This is a genomic window from Bacillus sp. DC4300-2b2, assembly GCF_049895685.1.
In the GTDB taxonomy this organism is placed as follows: Bacteria; Bacillota; Bacilli; order Bacillales; family Bacillaceae; genus Bacillus; species Bacillus safensis.
Genome location: NZ_JAFCSW010000001.1, coordinates 645,459 through 668,737, shown reverse-complemented (window position 1 = coordinate 668,737; position 23,279 = coordinate 645,459). Strand labels below are relative to the sequence as shown.

Below are 23,279 nucleotides of genomic sequence, written 5' to 3'. Positions count from 1 at the left end.
CGAGTTGAACAAAACGATAGAAACCATATTAAATCATCGATCCATTCGTTCGTTTACAGACGAGCGTTTGAAAGAAGAAGAGGTACTGACACTGATCAAAAGTGCACAGGCTGCTTCAACATCAAGCTACGTACAGGCGTATAGTATTATTGGTGTAACAGATCAGGAGAAGAAGGCCAAGCTTGCTGAACTGGCTGGGAATCAGCCTTACGTTGAGAAGAATGGGCATTTCTTTGTCTTCTGTGCAGACTTGAAACGCCATGATCATATTGCAAAAAAAGCAGGGAAGAATCATCAGGAGGCGCTTGAGAATACAGAAGCCTTTCTCATTAGCGTCATTGATGCGGCATTGGCTGCACAAAATGTCAGTGTTGCCGCAGAATCAATGGGACTTGGAATCTGCTATATTGGCGGACTGCGTAATCAGCTGAGAGAAGTCTCTGAAGTGCTTGAAACGCCATCTTATGTGCTGCCGTTATTCGGTTTAGCTGTTGGGCATCCAGCTAATCAGTCGTCTCAAAAGGAACGGCTGCCAGTTGAACTCATATATCATGAAAATTCATATCAGCAAGATGAAGCGCATGTGGATCGTTATTTAAAAGAATATGATGATCGTATTTCCGCATATTATGAAGCACGAACAAACGGCGAGAGAAAAGATACGTGGTCTGAGCAGATGCTGCGAGGCTTTAGCCAGCCAAAGCGTGCCTTTCTTGGAGAATTTGTAAAAGAGAAGGGCTTTAATCGAAAATAAATAAGACATCCCCCTTTCGTTTGAGAGAGGGGGATTTCTGTAAGAGGTGCAGCATGATGAAATTAAGTATACTGGATCAATCTCCTTTGATAGGAGGTGCTACGCCTGCTGAGGCTTTGAAGCAGACGGTTGAACTGGCGAAGCAGGCGGAAAAGTGGGGTTATCACCGTTTTTGGGTATCAGAGCACCATTTTTCAAACCGGCTTGCAGGATCGAGCCCAGAGGTGCTTCTCGGCCATTTATCAGCCGTTACGTCACACATACGCATTGGATCGGGCGGCGTCATGCTTCCCCACTATAGTGCCTATAAAGTAGCAGAGAACTTCAGGGTTCTCGAAGCACTGGCTCCGGGCAGAATTGATCTTGGGATTGGACGTGCCCCTGGTGGTATGCCTATTTCATCCATTGCCCTTCATCATGGTGAGCGAAAGCGTTTAGGTGATCAATATCCTGAGCAAGTAGAAGAATTGAAGGTGTATTTACACGATCTAGCGGATGAATTTTACCCGCTGCCTCATTTGACTGCTTCTCCGAAGGTAGAGACCGCGCCAGAAGTTTGGATGCTCGGTTCCTCTGGGGGGAGTGCAAGGCTTGCGGCGAAAGCAGGTGCAGGCTACACGTTTGCTCTTTTTATTAATGGTGAAGGTGGAGAAGATTCTGTAGAGCAATATATCAATCGGTTTGAACCTTCAGTATTCGGTGATAAGCCGCGTGTCAGTCTGGCAGTCTTTGTTTTATGTGCTGAAACAGAGGAGCAGGCAGAAAAACTGGCTGTCAGCTTAGATTTATCTTTACTTGCCAATGAACAGGGGCTGAAGCTTGAAGGCTTTCCTTCATATGAAGAGGCACAGGCGTATTCTTACAGTCCATATGAACAAAAACGAGTGGCTGCCAATCGTCAAAGGATGGTCGTTGGAACACCAGCATCTGTGAAAAAGCAGCTGACCACTCTCGCCAAGGCTTATCGGACAGATGAATTGATTGCTGTGACCATCACACATCACGTGCAAGACCGGCTCACATCGTATCGTTTATTAAAAGAAGCCTTTGTTGCATAACGTATGTATATTTATCGTCCAAGCAGCCAGTAAAAGGGGAAAAGCAGCATCATAGTGAGGAAGAAGGCGGCTGACACCAGCAGGCTGAGCGGGTAGATACAGGAAGCATAAACAGTCAGCTCGCATGCTTGATGAAAAGGACGAGGCTGCTTCGTATGTAAAAAAGTTAGTAAATAAACCAAGGTGATCGTCAAAAAGCAGTAAAAAAAGAAACGATCCATAGCCATATCAACATGAGTTTCTCTTTCCTCCATATATGATCGAAAAGCCTTGATGAGCTTATCCGCTCATACAAGGCTTTTCTTGTGATTCACATTTATTCAGGGTAAATTTCGAAAGGTTCCTTCGTTTGTACGGTATCTGATTTTCCTTTCAAACTTGCATACGCAAGCATTGTATACTCACCAGCTTCAAGCTTCTGGCCTTGATTGATCGTACCATTCCATTTTACGCGATGCTCTCCTTTATCAACATGTTGATAAACACCAGCTTCACCTAAATACTCTCCATCTGTCGAGTAGACAAGGAATGCAAGGTTCTCAGCACCGCCAGGCAGGTAGCTGCTAATGACATAGCTTCCAGCACGATTGTCGGGCTCTACGGAAACAGAAGTGACGCGCGGATAATCTGGCTCTTTCACAATCAACAAAGTAGGGATTTCCGTGACCTTTCTGCCATTTTCGCGAATGGTTATGCTGCCTTGGTACGTCCCTTTTTTGGTTTTTCCGTAATTCACCTGTACTGCGGAAGTAAAGGATCCAGTGGAATTTCCTTTGACGGTGATTTTTTTCGTTCCGTTTGTACTAATGCCGCTGCCATTGAATTTGTAATCAATGGTATACGTTTTCGGTGCTTTTGAAAGGTTTTCTACCTTGAATTTCTTCGTTTTGATTTGAACGCCTTTTTCCTTTAAGAAAGTGCCGTAAGAATAGCTCGCATCAGAAACGATAGAAGACGCTTGAAGTGATTCCATGATTCGAACGCTGCCTGTTCCCTGTGTGTTATGAGGGAATGGGCTGCCATTTGCGTCAAACAGTTTTTCTGCTGTATTCATCAGCAATGCTTTGATTTGTTCAGTTGAGTACGATGGTTTTGCTTGTTTGATGATCGCTGCAACTCCTGCCACATGCGGAGATGCCATACTTGTTCCCTGCTTAGAACCATATCCGTAAGGCTGAGATGGATCATGTGTTGGGATCGTACTCACAATGCTGACGCCGGGTGCTGATAGATCAGGCTTAATCATCCACGTATCCACAACCGGTCCGCGGGATGAGAAGTCAGCGACTTGCTCACTAAGCTCTTTGACAAATTGAATGGAGAGCGCCGTTGTATCGTTTCCAGCCTCAATGGCTTTCACAAGCGCTGTTCCTTCAGCTTTTGACAGCTTAATTGTAGGAAGTGCGAGACCTGGTACATCGACTGGGATTTCTCCATCGGTATTGTTATACATCACAACGCCGATTGCACCAGCTGCTTTTGCATTGTCGACTTTATCAACAAAAGCAATGGCACCACGTTCAATGACGGCCACCTTTCCTTTAACATCGATGTCTTCAAATGCCTTTTCGTCACCGATTCCAGCTTGGACGAGTGTGACTTGTTTTTGGTCAAGCGCTTTTAAATCACTCTCTTGGTAGTAGCCCATGACTTTTGCAGTGGAATAGTTAGGGAATTTCACATTGTAAAGGCTGTACGGAAGCTGAGTTGCTCCGACAGAAATGGCATCTCTTGATGTGCCAGGTGAACCGACTGTCCAGTTGTTCGGACCGCTGTTTCCATTGGATGTAACAGCGACAACGTCTTCAGACATGGCCCAATCGAGAGCGATGCTCGTTGCATAATCAGGGTTATTGACACTGTTTCCAAGAGAGAGGTTCATGACATCTGCTCCGTCAGTAACCGCCCGGTCGATGCCTGCAAGAACGTTCTCAGTTGTTCCAGATCCACCTGGTCCAAGTACACGGTATGCAAGAAGTGTTGCATCCTTTGCGACACCTTTAATTTGTCCATTTGCCGCGATCGTTCCTGCGACGTGTGTGCCGTGATCTGTGGATTCACCTCTAGGATCTCCTTTAGGTGTCTCTTGCGGAGAATAATCATTATCAACAAAATCATAGCCTTTGTATAAACCGAAGTTTCCTTTTAAATCAGGGTGGGTATAGTCTACTCCAGTATCAATGACTGCGACTTTGACCCCTTTTCCAGAATAGCCGGCATCCCATGCTTTTGGTGCACCGATAAATGGAGCGCTCTTATCCATAAGCGGGGAGACATCTTCGTTTGGAAGCTGGATGCTTTCCTTTTTCACTTCATCGGTTTTATATGTAACATCCGGATAAACGGCTTTTACTCCATCAACTGCAAGCAGCTTCGGGATTTCGTTTGCAGGAAGTTTCATAGAGAAACCAGAGAAGACTTTTTCATATTCTTGACGAACACTCGCTTTATCTACCTCTTTGAGTGCTGCGCTCTTTACTTTTGTTCGAGATTTTTTGAGGGAGGCTTTTGTTTGTGCTTCGCCGTCTTGCTTGGCTTCAACTAAGGATTTTTCCTTTAATTCAACAATGACAGTGGTTTGTTTTTTCGAGTTGACATTGATTTCACCGAAGATTTCTGCTTTTTCTAGTTCCGCCTTTTTGTTAGAAGGAGCAGCAGCAGCCTGTTGACCGGTAAAGAATGTGGATAAAATAAAAATAGTGGAGAACAATAGAACAGAAGAACGAGATATGACCTTTTTCATTAATTTTCCCCTTTCTAGCTGTGTTTTTAGGGAGATAGCCTTTCTTTTTGTGGATAAATAGGAAAGATTCACTGCCCGTTATTAAGTATTCAATATGTTGAAAACAATTCCTTTACTAAAATGGTCTTATTTTACATAGTTACAAAGAACTATTTTGTTTATAAAGTCGCACTTATTCACAAATGTCTGTTGATAACTCGATTATTAAGATACATATATGGAAAATAAAAAATTTACATACACAAAATCTAGTGAGAGGGTGTTGATATGTGGATAAACCCTGTTGATAAGGTGTGCTTATCTTTGGGATAGCGTGTGCATAAAATTTTCAATGAAACATCTAGGCACATGATGATCTTCTGCACTTTTCAACAAAACTTCTGAAAACTAGTTTGTTTTTTCACCCAGATTGTGACAAACCTCTCTTTTTTCTCGGGATATGATAGGAGCAGTTGTTTTGATAGAGCTGCTAGATTCTAAGAAAAGCGGAGGGATGTTCAGTGAAGAAATTAAAAAGCTGGTTGAGCGTATGGTTTGGTTTCATGATGAATGTGCTTGTGAACCCTGGTGTGATGATGAAGCAGCAAGGGTTTCAGGCGGCCGCGGCGGATGCCGGATTCTTTCAAGTAGTGAAAGAGAGAGAGCTGGAGAAGCTGGCAGAAGAGCATAAGAAGAAACGCAGGGCAGAGAAGCGGTTGACTCAAAGTCTGATGATGCTTGAAGAGAAGACGATGCGAGAGGCGCGTGCTGGTCCGCTCTTACCTTTACAGAAAAAGTGAAACAGGGTAAAATCCCACATAAGAAATGTTATCTGCTGGGAGAGGATACCCCTTGAAGATATATAAAATATTGAATAACAACGCAGTGGTTGTAAAGGAGGGCGATCAGGAGAAAATTGTGATGGGACCCGGAATTGCTTTTCAGAAGGGGAAAAATGACGTCGTTCCTCTTCAAAAAATAGAGAAAATCTTTGTTGTGCGTGAAGAAAATGAGAAATTCAAACAAATTCTTGCCACATTGCCAGAAGCGCATATTGAGGTGGCAGAGCATATCATCAGTTATGCAGAAGGTAAACTCATGATGCCGCTCAGTGATCACATCCACATATCACTGACTGATCATTTGTCCTTCGCCATTGAACGCCTTCAAAAAGGCATTGTGTTATATAATAAATTGCTTGGTGAGATCAAAGTCTTATATAAGCAGGAATATGAGATTGGAAAGTATGCCATTCGTTATGTAAAGGAGCGGCTGGGGGTCGAACTGCCGGACGATGAGGCAGGATATGTGGCACTTCATATTCATACGGCCAAAATGAATACGGAGTCCATGAAAAAGACCGTAAAATATACAACGATGATCAAAGAAATGATCGAGCATATTGAAAGCTATTTTCAGCATTCAATTGATGAGGATAGTATTTCCTATCAGCGGCTTGTGACACATTTGAGGTATGCATTAGGCAGGTTGGAATCGAATGAGGCATTTCAAATCATGGACGATGACATGCTGATTTTTATCCAAACAAAGTATGATACGGCTTACCGGTGTGCACTTGGACTCGCTGATTTGTTAAAAGATGAATATGGACTTCATCTCCCTGAATCGGAGATCGGCTACATCACGCTGCATGTCCAGCGTCTGCAGGAAGCCGAATTGGTTTAAAATGATCGTGCCTGCATGCAGGCTTTTTTTTATGCACACTACTCTTATTAGTGTATATGGGTCATTGGATTTGAAAAAAGAGGTTGACGCATGTCACAGTCTTATACTATGATGAAAGCGTCATCAAAATTTGATATCGCGGGATTGTGACTGTCAGGCAGGCAAGACCTAAAATTTGCGTAACGAGGGGACGTGTATGTCCTTTACTCGTTGGTGAATTTTAGGTCTTTTTTGCTTTAAAAAAGGAGGAGACATCATGGATTATCAAAAAACAGCCAAAGAATTAACAAGTCTGTTAGGCGGCAAGGAAAATGTCATCAGTGCCACACATTGTGCAACAAGACTCAGATTGGTGGTGAAAAATGAGGATTTGATTGACAAAGAGGCCATTGAAGAACTTGAAGGAGTGAAGGGGGCTTTCTCAAGTTCAGGACAATTTCAGGTCATTTTCGGAACGGGATCTGTCAACAAAGTGTATGAACCATTTGCTCGTGAGACTGGTCTCGAGACAGGCGACGAGAAACAAAAGCCTGTCAGCCATGATGAAGCAGTGAAACAAAAAATGAATCCACTTGCGCGTTTTGCAAAGACATTATCGAATATTTTTGTACCGATCATTCCAGCAATTGTGGCAAGTGGTTTATTAATGGGTCTCTTAGGTATGATGAAAGCCTTCAAATGGGCTGACCCAAGCTCTGCGGTCTTCCAAATGCTTGATATGTTCTCAAGTGCAGCCTTTATCATTTTGCCGATTTTAATTGGGGTCAGTGCAGCGAAAGAGTTTGGCGGAAATCCATATTTAGGGGCCGTCATTGGGGGAATTATGATTCACCCGAATCTGCTTAATCCGTGGGGATTGACGGAAGCAAAACCAGAATATATGCATTTATTCAATGTTGATATAGCTCTTCTTGGTTACCAAGGGACGGTTATTCCAGTGTTATTGACCGTATATATCATGTGTCTTGTTGAGAAGAATTTAAGAAAAGTGGTTCCGAACAGTATTGATTTACTTGTGACCCCATTTGTGACGGTGATTGTAACTGGATTTGTGACGTTTATTGCTGTTGGCCCGCTTGGAAGAATGCTTGGTACAGGAATTTCGAATGCGCTGACGTTTATTTATGACCATGCAGGGTTCTTAGCAGGACTCATTTTCGGCGGTGCTTACTCTTTAATTGTGCTCACAGGGGTTCACCATAGCTTCCATGCGATTGAGGCAGGATTGCTGAATGATATTGGACGTAACTATTTGCTGCCAATTTGGGCAATGTCCAATGTCGCGCAAGGCGGGGCAGGATTGGCTGTCTTTTTCTTAGCCAAGCGTGCAAAAACAAAAGAAATTGCCCTCCCTGCTGCCTTCTCTGCTTTTTTAGGAATTACCGAGCCTGTTATATTCGGTGTAAACCTTCGCTACCGTAAACCATTTATTGCGGCGATGATCGGGGGCGCATTGGGCGGAGCATTCGTCGTTTTCACGAAGGTAGCCGCCAATGCTTATGGTTTAACAGGCATTCCGATGATTGCGATTGCAGCACCATTCGGTGTTCAAAATGTGGTCAATTATGTAATTGGTATGTTAATCGCTGTTGCTGTTTCATTTATTCTCACCATCATTTTTAAAGTAAAAGAAGTCGAAAAATAATCAAGGGGTGGTCACAGTCATGACAACAACTGACGCAGCACTTCGTCAAAAGATAGCAGAACGTATTCGAAACTATGAGCATTTGGTTAAAAAGGATGTGTACCGGCAGCAATTTCATTTAATGCCGCCAGTCGGTCTTTTAAATGATCCGAATGGGCTGATTCAGTGGAAAGGAATTTATCACGTTTTTTATCAGTGGCAGCCATTCAAAACGGGACATGGTGCAAAATTCTGGGGGCATTATACATCGACAGATCTAGTGAATTGGCATCACGAAGAAGCCGCTCTTGCCCCAAGTGATTGGTTTGATCAAAACGGCTGTTATTCTGGCAGTGCATTTATAGACGATGGGCAGATGTACGTGATGTACACTGGAAACGTTCGGGATGAACAAGGGAACCGTGAGACGTATCAATGTTTAGCTGTATCAGAGGATGGCATTCACTTTCAGAAAAAAGGTGTCGTGGCAACGCTGCCGGAAGGTTTCACTGCCCATTTTAGAGATCCAAAGGTATGGAAGAGGAATGGTCAGTGGTACATGGTTCTTGGTGCACAAAGCTTAGACCTGAAAGGACACCTTGTTTTGTTTACCTCTGATACGTTAGAGAAGTGGACGTTTCAAGGCACGATTGCAGGCTGTGGAAAGAATGGTTTAGACAATTTCGGCTATATGTGGGAATGTCCAGACCTGTTTGAGTTAGACGGCCGAGATGTATTGATTGTATCACCGCAAGGGCTCAAGCCGGATGGTTTAAAATATCACAATACCCATCAATCAGGTTATTTTGTTGGGAGATTGGATGATCATACCTATCAATATACGCATGGAGCGTTTGAGGAGCTGGATCGAGGCTTTGACTTCTACGCGCAGCAAACCTTTTTAGACGAATCAGGCAGACGTCTTTTAATCGGGTGGATGGGGGTGCCTGATCAAGGAGAAGAGCATCATCCGACGATTTCTTATCAATGGATACACTGCCTCACGATCCCGAGAGAGCTCCGTTTAGATGATGACGGACATCTTATTCAAAAACCAGTAAGTGAACTTCAATCCATGCGGACCAATGAACAAGAGCATGTTTTTCATATTAAACGTTCTGTTCATTCTATCCCTGTAGATGATATTACGAGCGCAGAGGTATTCATTGATCAAATTGACACACAGAAAGGGTTTGAATGCTGTATCCGTGCAGCTGCACGGATCATCTATGATAAAGAGGAAGGGAAGCTGACATTAGAGCGGGATCGATTTGAAGATCGATCAAAGGAAGTTCGTGAAGCGGTCATAGAGGAATTACACGACCTGCATATCTTTATTGATGCATCGTCGATTGAGATTTTTGTAAATGGTGGCCGAGAAGTTTTTACTGCACGTTACTTTCCTTCCCCGGGAAATAAATCAATCTCCATCAGTGGAAGAAATGAAACAAAGCTGACATTGAAGACATGGCATTTACAAAAAGAAGCAGGTCGTTGATCCGAACCCTACATGTGATGATTAATATGATGTGAAATTAAAAGTAACCAAAAACAGCACGTCATATAAAAAAAGGAGATTCAGAGCCGTCTGCACCATTGATAGAAAGGTGCGAGTAGAATACATTTCTCTATCAGATAAGCGAGGTGCGGGAAATTGGGTACCCCAATACCGCATCCTCATCTTATTCCACTGATCATAAGTGGAATTTTTATTTTCATTGTTTTTTTGCTTTTGGACCAATGGTAATCACAACGTCTACATATCCCTCGCCATCAATTCCATTATATTTTCCGGAAAACGATCGTTTCCCATTTGCTTCACTGTTCGTTTTACTTTATCTGCTGTTCTTTATAAAAAAGGTTTACTTTATTAAGTATGAGTGATAACATACATTTAAATTATTGGTAATAAACATTACTTTTATATAAAAAATAGTAATTTTTATTACGTAAGATAAATCATAAAAATTTTTTGAGGTGCGTGATAATCCTTTGGGGATAGGGGTTGCATCATTTATTTTATTTTTTGAAAGCGCTATCTTATTGGTTTGTGTATGGAAATGAACCACTTAGTTGATTGTTCCACTATCCAAAAAGAAGAGGAGTGTATGTTGGTCAGTGATTTATCACCAGTGGTTGGATGTTATCAAGGCATGTAAAGAAGATGCTATTGTTAACAATTAAATAAACGAATCTATTATATCAATATGAAGTTAAGGGGTGTATTTGCATGGGAGTATGGAATTTTAAAGGCGGTTCTATTTGGTCAGAGAATGGATTCATTCCAAATAAGTCTACAAGAATAACAGTTACTCATGAGGACAATAGGGAAATTCATTTATCTGAATCTAGCGTAATTGTACCAGGATTAGTCGATTTTCATTGCCATTTATGGGCACCTGGAGCGGAGATTGGTGTGACAGATAAACAATATCTCTCCTCAGGAGTAACAACAGTTGGGGACGCAGGTACTTTTGGCTATGACGGATGGGAGGAAGCAAATCGTTATTGGGAAAAGAGCCCATTAACAGTTCGTTCTTGGTTATCAGCCTTACCAGAAGGGCTAACCAATCATCCCAACCCTAACCCAACCAAGCCAGAAAGTATTTCGTTGGATCGAATTGTTGAAGTTGCATCTTTAGCTGATGATCGTTTATTAGGAATTAAGATTCGCTTAGGTCAGGTGGACATAACGACTGACCGGTCTTTATTACGCTTAGCAAGAGAAGCAGCCGATCGAACTGATTTACGAATGATGGTTCATTTAACTGAAACTAAACTAGATATTGAAGAGGTAACACAATATTTTAATAAAGGGGACATTCTCACTCATCCATTTCAAGGAAGGGATGGAAACGTGTTAAATACTGCCGGGAAGGTAAAAAAAGAATTTCTAGATGCAGTAGAAAGAGGGATAGTATTAGATATCGGTCACGGTAGAAAACACTTTAATTGGAATGTTTTTTATAAATGCTTAGCTGAGGGAATTAAACCAGATACGATCAGTTCAGATTTAACAAGCGCGTCATGGAGAAAATACCCTGTTTATAACATGAGCTACATCATTTCTAAAATGATTGTAGGTGGACTGTCTCTAGATGAAGCTTTTAGAACCGTTCTGGTAACAGCTCCTAAATTGTTAGGAATTGACGATTTTACTTTTACTCCAAATAACCTTGTGGTTCTGGATTCTACTTCTACTGAGACTGCTTTTCCTGATGTAGATGGAGAAACCGTGTTAGGTAACATTAATTATCAACCGAAACACTTAATATTTAACGGTATACCAGATATTGAGAGCGTTTCTAGTTGGAAATAAACGTTTTGACACGATGAAAGAAGATATATTTCATTTTGTTCGCTGTCTTGAGGAAACAACAGAAGGGTAAATGGAGATACTCTTACACATCTTACAGAACCGTAAGAGTATCTCTTTAATTTTTAGATAAATGTAAGCGTTATCAAAATTTCTTTTTAAAAGGAGGAATTTGATTGGAAAATTCTCAATTGAATTTTGAAAAGAAGACGATTCGAAAGGTGACACGAAGAATTATCCCGTTACTATTTTTACTCTATATTATTTCTTATCTAGACAGGGCAAATGTGGGATATGCTGCATTGGAAATGAATGAAGCACTAGGCCTAACAAGTAAAATGTTTGGTCTTGTGACAGGTATTTTTTTTATTGGTTATTTTCTCTTTGAAGTACCAAGTAATATTTTAATGCAAAAATTTGGGGCAAGAGTTTGGATTACTAGGATACTCTTTACTTGGGGAATTATTTCTATGGCAACTGGGTTTGCTCAGAATGCTACCCAGCTCTATATCATTAGATTCCTTCTTGGAATAGCAGAGGCAGGTCTATTTCCAGGTATTATTCTATACCTTACTTATTGGTTCAGAGCTAAAGAAAGAGCAAGTACAATTGCGATGTTTATGACAGCAATCGCCGTTTCTTATATTATAGGAGCTCCCGTTTCTACTTTAATTATTGATCACATTCATTGGATGAATGTGCCTGGTTGGCGTTGGATGTTTATTATCGAAGGCGCCCCTGCTGTTATTTTAGGGTTTGTTACATATTTCTACTTAACAGACCGGCCAGAACAAGCAAAGTGGCTAACAGCCGAAGAAAAAAATTGGTTGATTTCAGAATTAAGAAAGGACGAGGAGCTACGAGAAAAGAAAGGCAAACAAACAACTAGTCATAAGACGGCCTTGACTGATCCTAAACTGTGGTACCTCGCCTTAATTTACTTTGTATATACTGCAGGTACACTGGGCGTTGGATATTGGATGCCCCAAATTATTAAAGGATTATCTGGCTATTTATCAAACACCCAGATCGGCTTCATTGCTACAATCCCTTACATTATTGCTTCAATCGTCATGAATTACTGGTCAAGACGCTCAGATCGCACTGGTGAAAGACGTATGCACACAGCTTTACCGTTACTCGTAGCTGGTTTAACGTTACTCAGTGTAGGAATGGTAACCAATCCATTTATTGCAATGATTTTCATCACCATATCATTGGCAGCCATGTATTGTTTTAAAGGTCCTTTTTGGTCATTACCCACTATGATATTGAGTCCAGCCACAGTAGCTGTTGGAATTGCAGTGATTAATTCAATTGGAAATCTAGGAGGTTTTGTTGGCCCTTATGCAGTTGGATGGTTAAAAGATGCTACAGGAAAAATGCAAGCCGGTTTGATTTTCTTAAGTATTATTTTAATTATAGCTTTCATATTAGTATTAGCTATGAAATTTGAGCAAAAAAGAACTGCCTTCAAGAGTCAGAAGGAAATAGGAGAAATCCGGCTTGAAAAATAATTTCTCTACAATCTGAGCAGATCAATGATCTGCTTTTTCCTAGTTAAATCAGCCTATATCTTAAGGTCTGTATCGTGTATATACAAGGTTGGCCTAAAGCGGTTTGATGACGTTTTACATATATGATAACAGGTGGAATTATGGTATCATTTTAAAATATATACAGCTGAGGCTGACGTTTATCCAAATGCGGTAGGACAAAAAAGGGGTTGTTTACTTGAATTCAAAACAGCAGCCGACGACTAGAAAACGCTTGGAGACAATGGCAGATCATGTTGAAGATAAACGTGAAGAATATAAAGAATTGCTCATTCAAGTTCAATCTATTCTCGGTGAACCTTCTTTAGAGCAGGAAGAAGTGAAAGAGAAGCTGACAGATACGTATAAACAAATGAAAGAATATGCTTTATTTGTTGAATCCATTGAAGCCTTTATTCGAAAAATGGCGAAAGAGTCCGATCAGCAAAAATAGGCATTCATGTATGGATAAAAGAGTGTACTCGGTTGCGGGTATGCTTTTTTGTTTCGGTCAGATTATTCAGAAATTTAAATGAAAGCGTTGACATTCTTATTGTCATGATAAATAATAAATAAAAATTCATCTGAGCATGTACAGGAGGAACGATATGAACCATACAACCAAGAAATGCCTGATCACCTTTATGATTGTCTTATTTTCTATGAGTTTTCTTTTTCCTTCCATTTCTTCTGCCCGAAATCATACGTCGTATGCTGCATCAACTGCTTCAGTCCCGTCTGGTCAATATTATCGTTCACAAGAGGTAGCTCTGCATTCTCACGTTCAAAAAGCTTCTCTTTATTACACAACAGATGGCAGCCAGCCGACAACTCAAAGTCAGTTGTACAAAAAGCCCATTCATATCGAAACAGATACGACTTTAAAAGTAAGCGTTTACAATAAAAGTCACCGCCTTTCCACGTCTACATACAATTATCGGTTTGTCACACGAGAGGACATAGCAACATCTTTTTTATCTTTCGAATACAAAGGAATGCCTTATCGGCTGTATATTCCAAAAAATCGTAAGAGGGGTAAAGCCTATCCTCTCGTCCTGTTCTTACATGGAGGAGGTGAGAGGGGAACAGACAATCAAAAGCAGTTACTTGCGAATGATGGTGCAGTTTTATGGGCTTCCCCTGAAGTCCAAAAGAAACATCCTTCGTACGTATTAGCCCCTCAGGCGCGAAATGCTGTGGATGGAGGCTTTGCATTAACAAGAAATTTGCAAAATGAAATCGATCTGACAAACGTGTTTCAATTTTCACCGGATTTACACAAAGCTTATGATGTCCTTCAGCATGTGTTAACTTCTTATCAGATTGATCAGAAAAGGATTTATGCGACGGGTTTATCACAAGGTGGATTTGGCACGTACCAGTTGAACATCACATATCCTCGTTTGTTTGCAGCGATGATTCCTATTGCTGGGGGTGCAGATCCAAGCAAGGCAGGAATATTAGCACACAAGCCAATATGGGCATTTCATGCAGAAGATGATTCCATTATCCCTATCGGCTATGCGAGAAATACAATTCAAGCTATTCAAAAAGCAGGCGGCCAGCCGCTTTATACGGAGTACGCAAGCAAGTATGGATATGACCATGCATCATGGACGCCTGCTTATGAGACGCCAGGCTTAACCGATTGGCTGTTTGCACAGAGAAGAAGCTTTCGATAAACAAAAAACCGATTCACCTAAACGGCGAATCGGTTTTTTTCTGTTTTATTTGTCAAAACGATGAGCAGAATGCTTTGTTGGTCCGATGTATTCGTTTAGCTGGAAAGAGCCTTTGATGGCAGCAGTGATGAATTCTTTTGCTGCATAAATGGCTTCTTTCACGTCTGATCCATTCGCTAGTTCAGCTGTGACTGCTGCTGAGAATGTGCAGCCTGCGCCGTGTGTGTATTCTGTGTCGATTTTATCTGTTTCAAGGCGTTCGAAGGTTTGTCCATCATAAAGCAAATCGATGGCTTTGTCTTCGCTTAGCTTACCGCCTCCAGTGATGACCACATATTTTGCACCAAGTTCGTGAATGCGTTTTGCTGCTTCTTCCATTTGTTCAATCGTTTTGATCTCGCCGATTCCGCTTAATTGACCTGCTTCGAAAAGGTTAGGTGTAATAACGGTTGCCAGTGGCGTGAGCTTTTCGCGCAATGCTTCCGCGTGCTCTGGGTAAAGGACTTCGTTCGCACCCTTACAAACCATAACAGGATCAATGACGACATTTTTTAGGTCGTATGTTTTGATGGTTTCAGCTGCAAGCTCGATCACGTCGACGGTTGGGAGCATACCCGTTTTCAGTGCATCTACACCAATGCCTTCAACAATGGTAGAGAGCTGCGCGCGAATCGTCGCCGTATCAATTGGAAACACCTGATGATCCCAATGATTATGAGGGTCCATTGCAACGACAACGGTTAAAGCTGTCATCCCGTAGACGTTTTTTTCTTGAAACGTTTTTAAATCTGCTTGGATACCTGCACCGCCGCTTGAATCCGAACCTGCGATGGTGAGTGCTTTATTCATAGACATAGTTGCTGAACCTCCAATGTGATGTGTAACAGTTATTGTTCTATCCCTTATTATAATCAGCTTTTCCATTTATCACAATGAAACGGCATAAAAAAGCGTTCCTCTCTTCGGAACGCCTCTCTTTCTTACCTTTTACAAATCACCAATTTCCCTTTTTTCAGTTCGTCTAAAAGGGTTAAAGCTAACTCTTGATCGGCGCCAACTGACATCATTTTGGCCATCAGTTCATCATCCCGGGTGCGAATGACATTGGCGACTTGATCCAAAATCCCTTGATCGACCGAAGTCATGCTTTTGGCGTCTGTATACTCCGTTACGGTATCAGAGCGTTCTGGGTCGTACGCAAAAACAAATACAGCGTCCTTTGTTGAACCCGATGAATGAAAGTGGTCGATGGCCTGTTTCGCTTCTTTACTATTCTCAGCTGTGATATATTCCATTATCATCACTCCTTTTCATCAAAAATTCCCATTTTCCCGTCAAATCAAACCGCCTTTTATATCATGAGAAGAAAGCCAATTTATGTTTTAATGGAAAAAGACGAATCTATTAAAGGAGTAAGCTGCATATGAAGATTTCCTTATTAATTGTGACACATAACCGGCTTAGCGCACTGTGTGAACTGCTTGAATCCATTACAAGACAAACCGTACAACCTTTTGAAATTGTCGTCGTCAATGATGCAGGAGAGCGAGTCGACATCATTCAGGAACTTTACCCTGAGCTTCCGATCCGCTTGATTCATTTAGATGAGAATGTCCAGCATGTGAATGCCAGGAATGTGGGGGTGCGGGAGCTGACAGGCGACGTCATCATGCTGAGTGACGATGATGATTACTTCACACCTTGTCATATCGAACGCATGAGCAAGGCTTTGGAAGATGCTGATTTTGTCTTTTCTGATGCAGAAATTGTGTCATTTGAAGAAAAAGGCGCGACCCGTTTCCCACTGTCGAGACGTTTGTTTGCTTATACAGCGGACATCGAGGATATGCGTGTCTTTTCTACATATGTTCCTTCCGGCAGTATGTACAAACGCTCTATACACGATGAGATTGGCTATTTTGATCCAGCGATGCATCATTATTGGGACTGGGACTTCTTTTTGCGTGTATCACAGCATGCCCGAGTCAAACGAGTGCCAGCTGCCAGCGTGATCTATGCGTTTTTTGACGGCGGTGGAAATCAGTCTAGTGATCTTGGTGAAACAAGGAAGAACTACCTAGATGATTTAAGTGAAAAGCATGATTTAGGCGACCTGCCAACAGCGAACTTTGCTATATTATTAGAAGAACCAGCGATGAAAAAGCGAGAATCAGAGAGTGAGATTGTGTGGGATGGAAAACCGATGATCTCCAGACTAGCGCAGCAAGTAGAAGGAGGAAAACCACAATGAAGCCATTTTTAAATGATAGCTGGTGGGCTGTGATGAAAAGTGAATTTGAACAGCCATATTATCAGGAATTACGAGAATGGATGAAGGAAGAATATCGCACGCAGACCGTTTTTCCAAAACCAGATGACGTGTATCGTGCCCTTCATTTGACGTCATATGAAAAGGTCAAAGTGGTGATTTTAGGACAAGACCCTTATCATGGCCCAGGGCAGGCACATGGATTAAGCTTTTCTGTTCAGCCAGGCGTCAAACACCCGCCATCTTTGAGAAATATTTTTCAAGAGCTAAAGGATGATCTTGGCTGTCCTGTTCCAAACCACGGCTCACTTGTCAGCTGGGCAGAGCAGGGTGTGCTGCTCTTAAACACTGTGCTGACTGTGAGAAAGGGCGAGGCGAATTCACATAAAGGAAAAGGCTGGGAACGTGTGACAGACCGCGTGATTGATGTGCTGAATGAACGTGATCAGCCCGTCGTTTTTGTGTTATGGGGCAGACATGCTCAAAATAAGAAAGAACGCATTGATCAAAACAAGCATTACATCATTGAGTCACCTCATCCAAGTCCTTTTTCTGCAAGAAACGGCTTTTTTGGCAGCCGGCCGTTTTCAAAGGTAAACACGTATTTAAAGCAAATGGGATTCGAAGAAATCAATTGGTGTATCAAGGATATTGAATGAAAATAGGACGAGGGGAGAGCCCCTTCGTCCTGTTTATTTTAAAAATTTGCGGACCAAGTCGAGTCCGTTTTTCGCATTTGGATAACGGAAGGAAAAATCGAAGCGGTTCGTTTGACGCAGGACGCTTTTTTCATGCGTAAAAGTAAAGAAGCTTTCCTTCCCGTGATATCGTCCCATGCCGCTTTCGCCGACGCCTCCGAATGGCAGGTAAGGTGTAGCGACATGCATAAGCGTGTCATTGATACATCCTCCGCCAAATGAGAGGTTGTCTAGAATATAGGATTCTGTTTCTTTATTTGTTGTAAATAAGTAAAGCGCAAGCGGCTTTGGCCTTGCTTCGATCATATGCGCTGCCTCATGCAGAGAATCAAAGGTCATGACAGGCAGGATCGGCCCGAAAATTTCCTCCTGCATGACGGGATCCTCCCAAGTGATGTCGTCTAAAATGGTCGGAGCGATTTTAAGCTCGTGTTCATTGCGCTGTCCACCTGTGACGATCGTTCCATTTGAGAGAAATTGTGTGAGTCTGTCAAAATGACGCTGACTGACATTTTTTCCGAAGTGCGGATGCGTTTCGGGGTGTTCACCATAAAAGTCACGGATACAGGCCGTCATTTCTCGCAGAAGTTCCTCTTTGATGGATTCATGAACGAGTAAATAGTCTGGTGCAATGCAGGTTTGCCCTGCATTGGTGAATTTTCCAAAGGTGATCCGCTTCGCTGCTAGCTTGATGTCAGCATCGGGCATGACGATGCAGGGGCTTTTTCCGCCAAGCTCAAGTGTGACAGGGGTCAAATGCTTTGCGGCGGCTTCCATGACGACTTTGCCGACTGCCACACTTCCAGTAAAGAAGATATAATCAAAGGGCAGCTTCAGCAGCTCTGTACTGACATCGACACCGCCCTCTACGACAGCCACATGGTCTTCTTGAAATACACGTTTCATGATAGTGCTGATCACTTGTGAGACTGCCGGGGTCAGCTCAGACGGTTTTAAAATCACGGCATTTCCCGCAGAAATCGCGCCGACTAATGGAGAAAGGGCCAATTGGAAAGGATAGTTCCAAGGAGCAATGATGAGCACACTTCCATAGGGCTCCTTGATGATCATGCTTTTCGATCCGATATGAGTCAGCGGTGTTTTCGCGCGTGTTGGCTTCGCCCATTTGTGAAGGTGCTTGATGGTATGATTGATTTCTTCATACACCATCCCGATCTCCGTTGTATAGGCTTCCTGTTCGGATTTATGTAAATCATGGGCTAAGGCCTGTAAAATATCCTTCTCATGCTGTTTGATTGCTGCTTTTAAGTCTTGAAGAATGCGGATGCGTTCTTTAACTGCCGGCTTCTGAAAGACTTTTTGTTTCTGAAATAGAGCAGTGAGCTTGTTCATGATTTAATCCTTTCATAGACGATTTTGTTTCTTTTATTATGTGTGAATGAAGATGAGGGGTCAAATTAGAGAGGCGTGAGCGCACTGCTTTGAAAAAATGAACCCATTTGGTTTGTTCATTTGGTAAAATAATGTTGAAAAGAGATTTTTTTAGATTGGAGGGTCTACCCTTGAATATTCATATATCAAGCCTGCTTCAAAAAATGGAGGAAGCGGTTCGAAAAGCAAAACAAAGTGGAAATGATGAAGAGGTGAAACGTCAAGTGGCAGCGATTTCTTCACTATGTGATGTCATTCTCGACGCACCATCACAGGCGCAAATGCCGCAGTCGCCAGTCATCTCACCACCTCCATCGATACATACACCATCAGCGCCATCTGTGTCTACAGATCAAGCCATGCTGGAGAAACTCATGGGCACAAGTGGCGCGAAGAAATTTCAGCAAAATGATGAGGGTCAAAAAGAGAAGGACGGGAACGGCGACTCTATTTTTGATTTTTAATGGTCTTGTCACGACAAAGGGAAGGTGATCGGTTTGAAACTATTTTTGGGCGCCATTCAGTGGATGGCATTTTTTATCGCAGCTTCTATTGCCGTACCAATTGCGATTGCACAAGCATTTGAATTGAATCAAGTACAATCGGCAGAGCTGATTCAAAGTACTTTCTTTTCACTTGGTCTTGTGGCGATGGTGCAGTGTTTATGCGGCCATATGCTGCCAATCAATGAAAGTCCAGCAGGGCTTTGGTGGGGTGTGTATACCCTTTATGCCGGCATGACAGGAACAATCTTTGCGACGTATCCTGAAACCTTGCAAGCATTACAAGGGGCTTTAATTTTTAGTGCTATTTTCTTTTTTATTTTTAGTCTATTTAAAATCATCAATTGGCTCGCGTCTTTATTTACGCCAGTCGTTACAGGTATTTACCTGCTGCTTCTTGTTGTGCAGCTAAGTCAGCCAATCATGAAAGGGCTTATGGGGATCGGCTATCGGGGAAATCAAGTAGATGGGCTTGTCTTTTGCTTATCGATCTTGATTATTATCCTTACCTTCATGATCAGCCGATCAAAATGGCATTACTTGAGGCAGTTTTCTGTGCTATTCGCACTTGCAGGCGGATGGCTGTTATTTGCTCTACTCGGATTGGCGAAGCCGGTACGAATTCCAGAACAAATCATCGAGTTTCCGAAGCTGTTTCCATTCGGTATGCCGGTCTTTGACAGTGGATTGCTTGTCACGTCCTTTTTTATAACGATTTTACTCATTGTAAACATGCTGGCAAGTATTCGAATTGTGGAAAGCTCAGTGAAGGCATTTGGTGAACTGCGTGAGCGGAAGAGAGCACGTCCTGCTGGTTTTGTCGCAGCATTTGGTCATTTACTAAGCGGGCTGATCGGTGCGATTGCGCCTGTACCTATTTCGGGGGCAGCAGGATTTATCCAGACAACCAAAATTCCTTCGAGAAAGCCTTTTTTCATAGGAAGTCTGCTTGTTGTTCTCATTAGTTTGTTTCCGCTGCTCATGAGCTTTTTCTCTGCATTGCCATCACCTGTGGGGCTTGCTGTAAACTTTGTGGTCTTCTCTTCTATGATTGGGATTGCGATGTCGGAGTTTGATCAATATGAGAAAGAAGAAATCCCGCGGATTCGCTTTGTTCTTGGGATTGCCGTTTTAGCAGGCGTAGGGGCGATGTTTGTGCCTCAGGGGGCCTTGAAAGGAATGCATCCTGTGCTCATTTCATTATTAAGCAACGGTCTTGTTCTAGGCACGCTCATTGCGATTGTTGTCGATCAGGTCTTGTTACGAAAGAAAAAGAAATCCGACAATCTCGTGTCAACGTAAAGGGAAAGTTGAATGTCGCCCTTCACCCGCGCTATGATAAACATAATTGACGAGATAAGGAGAATGACGAATGAAACTATTTTTCATTTTAGGTGCCATTAACGCCATGCTTGCTGTAGGCCTTGGAGCCTTCGGTGCGCACGGTCTGGAAGGGAAAATCCCTGAAAAATATATAGAAATATGGAATAAAGGTGTTCAATATCAGATGTTCCATGCCATTGGTTTATTTGTTGTCGCTTTTCTTGCAGATAAGCTGTCAGGTGTCTCCTTGGTTCCTGCTGCTGGCTGGGTGATGCTTGCAGGCATCCTTTTCTTCTCAGGAAGCCTTTATGTGCTGGCATTGACTCAGGTGAAGATTCTAGGTGCCATTACCCCTATTGGTGGAGTAGCATTTATCGCCTCTTGGATCATGCTTGTCATTGCAGCAGCAAAAAATTTATAAGCCAAAAAACCGATGCTCTCATAGGGGCATCGGTTTTTTTCTTAACTCCAGTAAGGAGTATAATTGGGCGGTGCTTGATAATAAGGGACGTAGTGAGATGGAGGGACAGGATGCGTTTGAGACTCCTCCTCCCGGTGGCAAAATGGTCCGATAAACACGCTTGGTTTCACAGGCTTTGTCGCCTGCTTCCACTGTGTTTCGTTCATGCAATAAGTATGAGCCATGATGTGAGAAGGGGTGAGGGTGAGAAGGTCTGAGCCTAGGATCACTTCAGGTGTTGATGCGTTAAAAATGGCTAACAAATGAGTTCTGTCTTGGAGAGCGACTTCATAGTGCCACCAGCCTTGAGGCACGTTTGCCACCTGTCCAGGTGTAATGGTGTAGGTGTGCAGTTTTTTTGTAAATGGATTCAGCATCGATACGGCAGCAGAACCGGCTATACAATAAACAAGCTCTGCGGCATTTTGATGATAATGAGGCTCTACGACTTTGCTTTTACTCAAATATATATCCAGCAGGGACACTTGATCCAACGAGTTTAATTGTTTTTTTCCTAACACATTAATCAGGTTATGCTGATCGTATTTCACAAGGGGGCTTTGATTCAGATCGTATGAAAATTTCACATTTGGTGATGTATAATCCAGTTCAACAGTCATTGATGTCACCTCTAGGCTTTTGATAAAAACTACTAGGCATTTTATGAGCCGCGCCCCAGAGGTGTGACAAAAACCTAGACAAAAGAAAAAAGCAAGGGTACCTGAACCTTGCTTTTGCCATGCAGGGCATTATCTCGGAGAATATGTTGACATCGAATATGGATAGTCGTACTGAATTTCCCCATCAAATGTAATGTAATCAAGGTAGATCGTTAATAGTAAGTATCGTGTTCCTGTTTTGTTATCACTAATGATAATGTGGTCACGTCCTGCAGCTTCAATGACGCCTCTAAAAATCTTCGAATTCCATTCCTTACTCGCCTCAAACGTCATATAAATCGTGGCTACCTTGCCGCGGTTCAATCGTAAAATATTTTCAATATAGGACTGCTCAAGAGGCAGCTGTCCGGTGACATTTTGCTGATAAATCGGTCCAGAAGGAATTTGATATGGCTGACCGCCGCCTTGCGTTCCTTGGCCTCCTTGTGAAGTGCCGGTAGACGGCATTGGTGAAAACCCCTGCTGCATTTGTCCTTGCATTTGACCCTGCGTTTGGGGAGGGACTGAATAACCCATCTGCTGCGCAGGATACGGATTTGCTCCATATTGTTGCTGGCGGAAATCTTGACCTTCGAAACCCGAACCTTGCCCAAATTGATTTTTCAATTTCATAACGTTCCTCCTCTTTCCTCATGGTGTTCTAAACAGAAGGCGTTTAGGCGCCTGTTGTTTCCATAGCATTCTTTCTCTCTTTCACACTATGAGACAGGAGGGGAGAATATGTACATTGAACGAAAAAAAGGAACTGCTCTACAGTTCCTAAAGTGGAGAAAAACCTTCGTATTCTATCGGTACTCGTCCTTTTTACATGATCCAGTTTACAGCGTGCTGGACATCAAATAAAAGTGTCACGATGAGAAAAAACGCGGCGGGCGGTGTGATCACAATGATGAAGGCTTGCCATAATCTGAGCTTCATCACAGCGACAATGCCTAAAACAGCCATTCCAAATATCCACGTCTTTGCATATACATCCGTAAGAGTCAAAAGATTGATATAATACCATACTTCATAATGCTGATCTAAATATGGTGTGATTTTAACAAACGTATACGGACCGAGCATCGCAACAGTGGAAATCCAAGTGAGTGCAAATAAAGCAGAAGGGAAAAAGACCGTCAGTGTGCAGACCTTGAGTATATCTCGATACGCCGTTTGACAGCCGAAAAAGAGACGCCCTAACCACTTGATGATGAGGACACCGAAAAATAGAATCATATTGCCTGCCAAAATACCATATCCCGCCCCTTGTAACAGAATAAAAGGAAATGGAATATGATTGCCCATATACTCGCTAAAATACCCTTCGTAGATCCAGCCCGTACCGGCGATACTTGCAAGGAGCATCATCAGCCAAATTGGAATATTGGAATGTCGATATGAGCGAATAATCGTTTTTGTCGCGACGAAAATTTTAAAAAATCGAAAAAATCCTTTTACTTCCTCTTCTTGGGAGTGATCATTCTTCATAGCTTCCAATGTTCTTTACTCCTTTAATTCACATAAATGATTACTTATATTACCAAAAAGTTCACGTTTTTCAAAGAAAGATCAATAAAAAAATACAATTTTATAAA

At 42.3% G+C, this 23,279-nt stretch carries 22 protein-coding genes; 15 read left to right on the top strand and 7 right to left on the bottom strand.

Annotation, left to right across the window (positions count from 1 at the left end; genetic code table 11):
* The first annotated feature begins 4 nt into the window (after window positions 1-4).
* Window positions 5-754 (top strand): oxygen-insensitive NADPH nitroreductase, encoded by a 750-nt coding sequence (gene nfsA / locus ACP69X_RS03450; protein WP_041087682.1) that lies wholly within the window; start codon window positions 5-7, stop codon window positions 752-754.
* A 53-nt stretch (window positions 755-807) separates the two neighbouring features.
* Window positions 808-1,812: an LLM class flavin-dependent oxidoreductase gene (locus ACP69X_RS03445; RefSeq protein WP_411264133.1), complete on the top strand. Its 1,005-nt coding sequence runs from the start codon at window positions 808-810 to the stop codon at window positions 1,810-1,812.
* 316 nt (window positions 1,813-2,128) lie between these two features.
* Here ACP69X_RS03445 and ACP69X_RS03440 read toward each other — a convergent pair whose 3' ends face one another.
* Window positions 2,129-4,555: a S8 family peptidase gene (locus ACP69X_RS03440; protein ID WP_411264132.1), complete on the bottom strand. Its 2,427-nt coding sequence runs from the start codon at window positions 4,553-4,555 to the stop codon at window positions 2,129-2,131.
* A gap of 500 nt (window positions 4,556-5,055) precedes the next feature.
* Here ACP69X_RS03440 and ACP69X_RS03435 point away from each other — a divergent pair, with 500 nt between their 5' ends.
* From ACP69X_RS03435 to ACP69X_RS03400, 8 genes are all read left to right on the top strand, one after another.
* Window positions 5,056-5,334, top strand: coding sequence for a hypothetical protein (locus ACP69X_RS03435; protein WP_041087688.1), 279 nt, complete (start codon window positions 5,056-5,058; stop codon window positions 5,332-5,334).
* A 52-nt stretch (window positions 5,335-5,386) separates the two neighbouring features.
* Window positions 5,387-6,220 carry a PRD domain-containing protein gene (locus ACP69X_RS03430; RefSeq protein ID WP_039182354.1) on the top strand — a complete coding sequence of 278 codons (834 nt, stop codon included), beginning with the start codon at window positions 5,387-5,389 and terminating at the stop codon, window positions 6,218-6,220.
* 256 nt (window positions 6,221-6,476) lie between these two features.
* Window positions 6,477-7,865, top strand: a complete 1,389-nt coding sequence (locus ACP69X_RS03425; RefSeq protein ID WP_039182351.1) for a sucrose-specific PTS transporter subunit IIBC — start codon at window positions 6,477-6,479, stop codon at window positions 7,863-7,865.
* Between the two features lie 19 nt (window positions 7,866-7,884).
* Window positions 7,885-9,342: a glycoside hydrolase family 32 protein gene (locus ACP69X_RS03420; protein WP_041087691.1), complete on the top strand. Its 1,458-nt coding sequence runs from the start codon at window positions 7,885-7,887 to the stop codon at window positions 9,340-9,342.
* A 732-nt stretch (window positions 9,343-10,074) separates the two neighbouring features.
* Window positions 10,075-11,163 carry an amidohydrolase family protein gene (locus ACP69X_RS03415; RefSeq protein WP_269102821.1) on the top strand — a complete coding sequence of 363 codons (1,089 nt, stop codon included), beginning with the start codon at window positions 10,075-10,077 and terminating at the stop codon, window positions 11,161-11,163.
* Window positions 11,164-11,336: 173 nt separating this feature from the next.
* Entirely contained in the window at window positions 11,337-12,677 is a 1,341-nt protein-coding gene (locus ACP69X_RS03410) for an MFS transporter (RefSeq protein ID WP_041087695.1), read from the top strand.
* A gap of 217 nt (window positions 12,678-12,894) precedes the next feature.
* The gene (locus ACP69X_RS03405; RefSeq protein ID WP_041087697.1) at window positions 12,895-13,149 is read left to right on the top strand and encodes a hypothetical protein; all 255 of its coding nucleotides are present in this window, start codon (window positions 12,895-12,897) and stop codon (window positions 13,147-13,149) included.
* A 154-nt stretch (window positions 13,150-13,303) separates the two neighbouring features.
* Entirely contained in the window at window positions 13,304-14,377 is a 1,074-nt protein-coding gene (locus tag ACP69X_RS03400; protein ID WP_047203647.1) for a chitobiase/beta-hexosaminidase C-terminal domain-containing protein, read from the top strand.
* Between the two features lie 45 nt (window positions 14,378-14,422).
* Here the strand turns inward: ACP69X_RS03400 and ACP69X_RS03395 are convergent, their stop codons facing one another.
* Together ACP69X_RS03395 and ACP69X_RS03390 are read right to left on the bottom strand one after the other, a co-directional pair.
* The gene (locus ACP69X_RS03395) at window positions 14,423-15,232 is read right to left on the bottom strand and encodes a bifunctional hydroxymethylpyrimidine kinase/phosphomethylpyrimidine kinase (RefSeq protein ID WP_024423821.1); all 810 of its coding nucleotides are present in this window, start codon (window positions 15,230-15,232) and stop codon (window positions 14,423-14,425) included.
* 125 nt (window positions 15,233-15,357) lie between these two features.
* Window positions 15,358-15,672, bottom strand: coding sequence for a general stress protein (locus ACP69X_RS03390; RefSeq protein ID WP_426052419.1), 315 nt, complete (start codon window positions 15,670-15,672; stop codon window positions 15,358-15,360).
* 128 nt (window positions 15,673-15,800) lie between these two features.
* Between ACP69X_RS03390 and ACP69X_RS03385 the strand changes: the two genes are divergently transcribed.
* Entirely contained in the window at window positions 15,801-16,628 is an 828-nt protein-coding gene (locus ACP69X_RS03385) for a glycosyltransferase family 2 protein (RefSeq protein ID WP_041087706.1), read from the top strand.
* Complete coding sequence (locus ACP69X_RS03380; protein ID WP_039182328.1) at window positions 16,625-17,305, top strand: uracil-DNA glycosylase; 681 nt, start codon at window positions 16,625-16,627, stop codon at window positions 17,303-17,305. The genes ACP69X_RS03385 and ACP69X_RS03380 overlap by 4 nt, the downstream gene beginning before the upstream one ends.
* A gap of 33 nt (window positions 17,306-17,338) precedes the next feature.
* On the opposite strand, the gene ACP69X_RS03375 is transcribed toward ACP69X_RS03380, so the two are convergent.
* On the bottom strand, window positions 17,339-18,697 hold the full coding sequence (locus tag ACP69X_RS03375; protein WP_338527937.1) for an aldehyde dehydrogenase: 1,359 nt from the start codon (window positions 18,695-18,697) through the stop codon (window positions 17,339-17,341).
* Window positions 18,698-18,867: 170 nt separating this feature from the next.
* Here ACP69X_RS03375 and ACP69X_RS03370 point away from each other — a divergent pair, with 170 nt between their 5' ends.
* From ACP69X_RS03370 to ACP69X_RS03360, 3 genes are all read left to right on the top strand, one after another.
* Window positions 18,868-19,200 (top strand): YwdI family protein, encoded by a 333-nt coding sequence (locus ACP69X_RS03370; RefSeq protein WP_338527938.1) that lies wholly within the window; start codon window positions 18,868-18,870, stop codon window positions 19,198-19,200.
* A 33-nt stretch (window positions 19,201-19,233) separates the two neighbouring features.
* Window positions 19,234-20,541 (top strand): purine/pyrimidine permease, encoded by a 1,308-nt coding sequence (locus tag ACP69X_RS03365; RefSeq protein ID WP_041087711.1) that lies wholly within the window; start codon window positions 19,234-19,236, stop codon window positions 20,539-20,541.
* 70 nt (window positions 20,542-20,611) lie between these two features.
* Entirely contained in the window at window positions 20,612-20,983 is a 372-nt protein-coding gene (locus ACP69X_RS03360) for a DUF423 domain-containing protein (RefSeq protein WP_025093833.1), read from the top strand.
* Between the two features lie 41 nt (window positions 20,984-21,024).
* Here the strand turns inward: ACP69X_RS03360 and ACP69X_RS03355 are convergent, their stop codons facing one another.
* The 3 genes from ACP69X_RS03355 to ACP69X_RS03345 form a co-directional block, all read right to left on the bottom strand.
* The gene (locus ACP69X_RS03355) at window positions 21,025-21,642 is read right to left on the bottom strand and encodes a cupin domain-containing protein (protein WP_039182316.1); all 618 of its coding nucleotides are present in this window, start codon (window positions 21,640-21,642) and stop codon (window positions 21,025-21,027) included.
* 129 nt (window positions 21,643-21,771) lie between these two features.
* Window positions 21,772-22,314: a spore coat protein GerQ gene (gene gerQ / locus ACP69X_RS03350; protein WP_041087716.1), complete on the bottom strand. Its 543-nt coding sequence runs from the start codon at window positions 22,312-22,314 to the stop codon at window positions 21,772-21,774.
* Window positions 22,315-22,506: 192 nt separating this feature from the next.
* The gene (locus ACP69X_RS03345; RefSeq protein WP_241768933.1) at window positions 22,507-23,172 is read right to left on the bottom strand and encodes a YIP1 family protein; all 666 of its coding nucleotides are present in this window, start codon (window positions 23,170-23,172) and stop codon (window positions 22,507-22,509) included.
* Window positions 23,173-23,279: the final 107 nt, after the last annotated feature.